The organism is Bradyrhizobium sp. CCBAU 11434 (assembly GCF_028128895.1).
GTDB lineage: Bacteria > Pseudomonadota > Alphaproteobacteria > Rhizobiales > Xanthobacteraceae > Bradyrhizobium > Bradyrhizobium zhengyangense.
The window spans coordinates 1-2,455 of sequence record NZ_LBJX01000043.1 but is presented as its reverse complement, the minus strand read 5'-3'; the positions used below and the strand labels follow the sequence as shown (position 1 = coordinate 2,455).

General features: G+C 64.0%; 3 protein-coding genes. All 3 read left to right on the top strand.

Annotated elements, in window-relative coordinates; translation table 11 throughout:
- The coding region (gene tnpA / locus XI06_RS12995) for an IS66-like element accessory protein TnpA (RefSeq protein ID WP_271605494.1) at positions 1 to 379 on the top strand (379 nt) is incomplete at its 5' end.
- Complete coding sequence (gene tnpB / locus XI06_RS12990) at positions 376 to 723, top strand: IS66 family insertion sequence element accessory protein TnpB (protein ID WP_038388978.1); 348 nt, start codon at positions 376 to 378, stop codon at positions 721 to 723. The genes tnpA and tnpB, both read left to right, overlap by 4 nt.
- 70 nt (positions 724 to 793) lie before the next feature.
- A complete protein-coding gene (gene tnpC / locus XI06_RS12985; RefSeq protein WP_237874442.1) occupies positions 794 to 2,422 on the top strand; it encodes an IS66 family transposase in 1,629 nt (542 codons plus the stop codon).
- The last annotated feature ends 33 nt before the right edge of the window (positions 2,423 to 2,455 follow it).

Sequence of the window (2,455 nt, the reverse complement as noted above, 5' to 3'; positions counted from 1 at the left end):
TGCTCAGATTGAACGGTTTGAGGTTGTCGAGACCGGCCGTCGCCGTCGCTGGACCTCTGATGAGAAACTCAAGATCGTTCTGGAGAGTTTGCAGGCACCGCGCGCGGTCTCGTCGACAGCACGACGATACGGCATCTCGCGCTCGCTGCTGCTGACTTGGCGACGATCGTTTGGAGCGCGGGCGAGCGAACAACTTCAGCCAGCCTTTGTGCCGGCGATGGTGATGCCGGACCAACCGGCGGTGCCGCCAGTAGCTTTGGCGGGGCCAGCGGGCGGACGCATGGAGATTGTCGTCGGCAAGGCCTGTCGCGTGATCGTGGACGCCGGCGTTGATATGACCGCGTTGTCTCGCGTGTTGGATCTGCTGGAGCGGCGATGATCCCGATCGCGGCAGGGGCAAGAATCTGGATCGCAACCGGTCACACGGACATGCGCAAGGGCATGCAGGGTCTGGCATTGCTGGTGCAGGAGGGCCTCGGGCGAGATCCTTTTGCCGGCGACGTCTTTGTGTTCCGTGGTCGTGCCGGCACACTGATCAAGGCGCTTTGGCACGATGGGGTCGGGCTATCGCTCTACGCCAAGCGACTGGACCGTGGCCGCTTTATCTGGCCTGCGACGGTGGACGGCGTGGTGTCGCTGACGGCAGCTCAGATGGGCTATTTGCTGGAGGCGATCGACTGGCGCAACCCGCAACATAGTTGGCGGCCGCAGAGCGCAGGATAAGCAGCGCAATAGTCCTGTGAGATTGCAAAAAGGCCGCGCCAAATCGCGGCTTTTGTGATTCCATCGGTGCATGGGTGACAGTCCCGAGAAGCTGCCGGAAGACATTGAGGCGCTGCAGGCGGCGTTGCTGGTGACGCGGGCCGAACTTGCCAGCGTTCGCGCCCAGCAGTCCGACGACCAGGCGCTGATCGCTCACCTGAAGCTGCAGATCAAAAAGCTGAACCGTGATCGCCATGGCCCTCGCTCGGAGCGTACCGCAAGGCTGCTGGATCAGCTCGAACTGACGTTGGAGGAGCTCGAGGCTTCTGCGACTGAGGACGAACTTGCTGCTGAAATGGCCGCCGCCAAGACGACGAAGGTGGCCTCGTTCACGCGCAAGCGGCCGTCGCGCCAGCCCTTCCCGGACCATCTGCCTCGCGAGCGGGTGCTTGTGCCGGGACCGGTGACGTGCGCTTGTTGCGGCGGAGCGCGGTTATCCAAGCTCGGGGAGGACATCACCGAGACGCTGGAAGTAATCCCGAAATCCTGGAAGGTGATCCAGCACGTCCGGGAGAAGTTCAGCTGCCGTGATTGCGAGAAGATCAGCCAGGCCCCGGCGCCCTTCCACGTCATCGCCCGTGGTTGGGCCGGCCCCAGCTTGCTGGCGATGGTGCTGTTCGAGAAATTCGGCCAGCACCAGCCGCTGAACCGGCAGGCCGAACGCTATGCCAAGGAAGGCGTGCCGATCAGCCTGTCGACCCTCGCCGACCAGGTTGGTGGCTGCACAGTTGCGCTGACGCCCTTGTTCCGGCGCCTCGAGGCCCATGTGCTGAGGGCCGAGCGATTGCACGGGGATGACACGACGGTGCCGGTCCTGGCCAAAGGCAAGACCGATACCGGCCGCATCTGGGTCTATGTACGCGACGACAAGCCTTTTGGCGGGCAGGCGCCACCGGGGGCAGTGTTTTATTACTCGCGCGATCGCGCCGGCGAGCATCCCCAGGCGCATCTGGCCGGCTATAGCGGCATCTTCCAGGCCGATGCCTATGGCGGCTATGGCAAGCTTTACGACCCGGGCCGCAACGCAGGTCCGATCCTGGAAGCCGCGTGCTGGGTCCATGCCAGACGGCCGTTCTTCGTGATGGCTGATCTGGCGGAGAATGCGCGCCGCAAGGTACAGGGCAAAAAGCCTGCGGTGATCTCGCCGCTGGCACTGGAAGCAGTCCGCCGGATCGATGCCCTGTTCGAGATCGAGCGCGGCATCAACGGCGAGACGCCTGAGCGGCGCCGGGCCGTGCGCCAGGAGCGCAGCGCGCCGCTGGTCGCCGCTCTGGAAGCTTGGATGCGTGAGCAACGCGCCAAGCTATCTCGGCGCAACGACGTTGCCAAGGCGATGGACTATATGCTCAAGCGCTGGGGCTCGTTCACCCGCTTCCTCAACGATGGCCGCATCTGCCTGTCGAACAACGCCGCCGAACGAGCCCTGCGCGGCATCGCCCTTGGGCGGAAGTCCTGGCTGTTCTGTGGCTCCGACCGCGGCGGCGACCGTGCCGCGATGATGTACAGCCTGATCGTAACAGCCAAAATGAACGATGTGGATCCGCAAGCCTGGCTCGCCGACGTCCTGGCACGCATTGCTGCACATCCGGTCCAACGGCTCGACGAACTTCTGCCCTGGAATTGGCGTGACCGGAACAAGCAAGCCAATCAGGCTGCCTGAGTGACCGCTACGCGGTCCTCACCGGATGCTTAC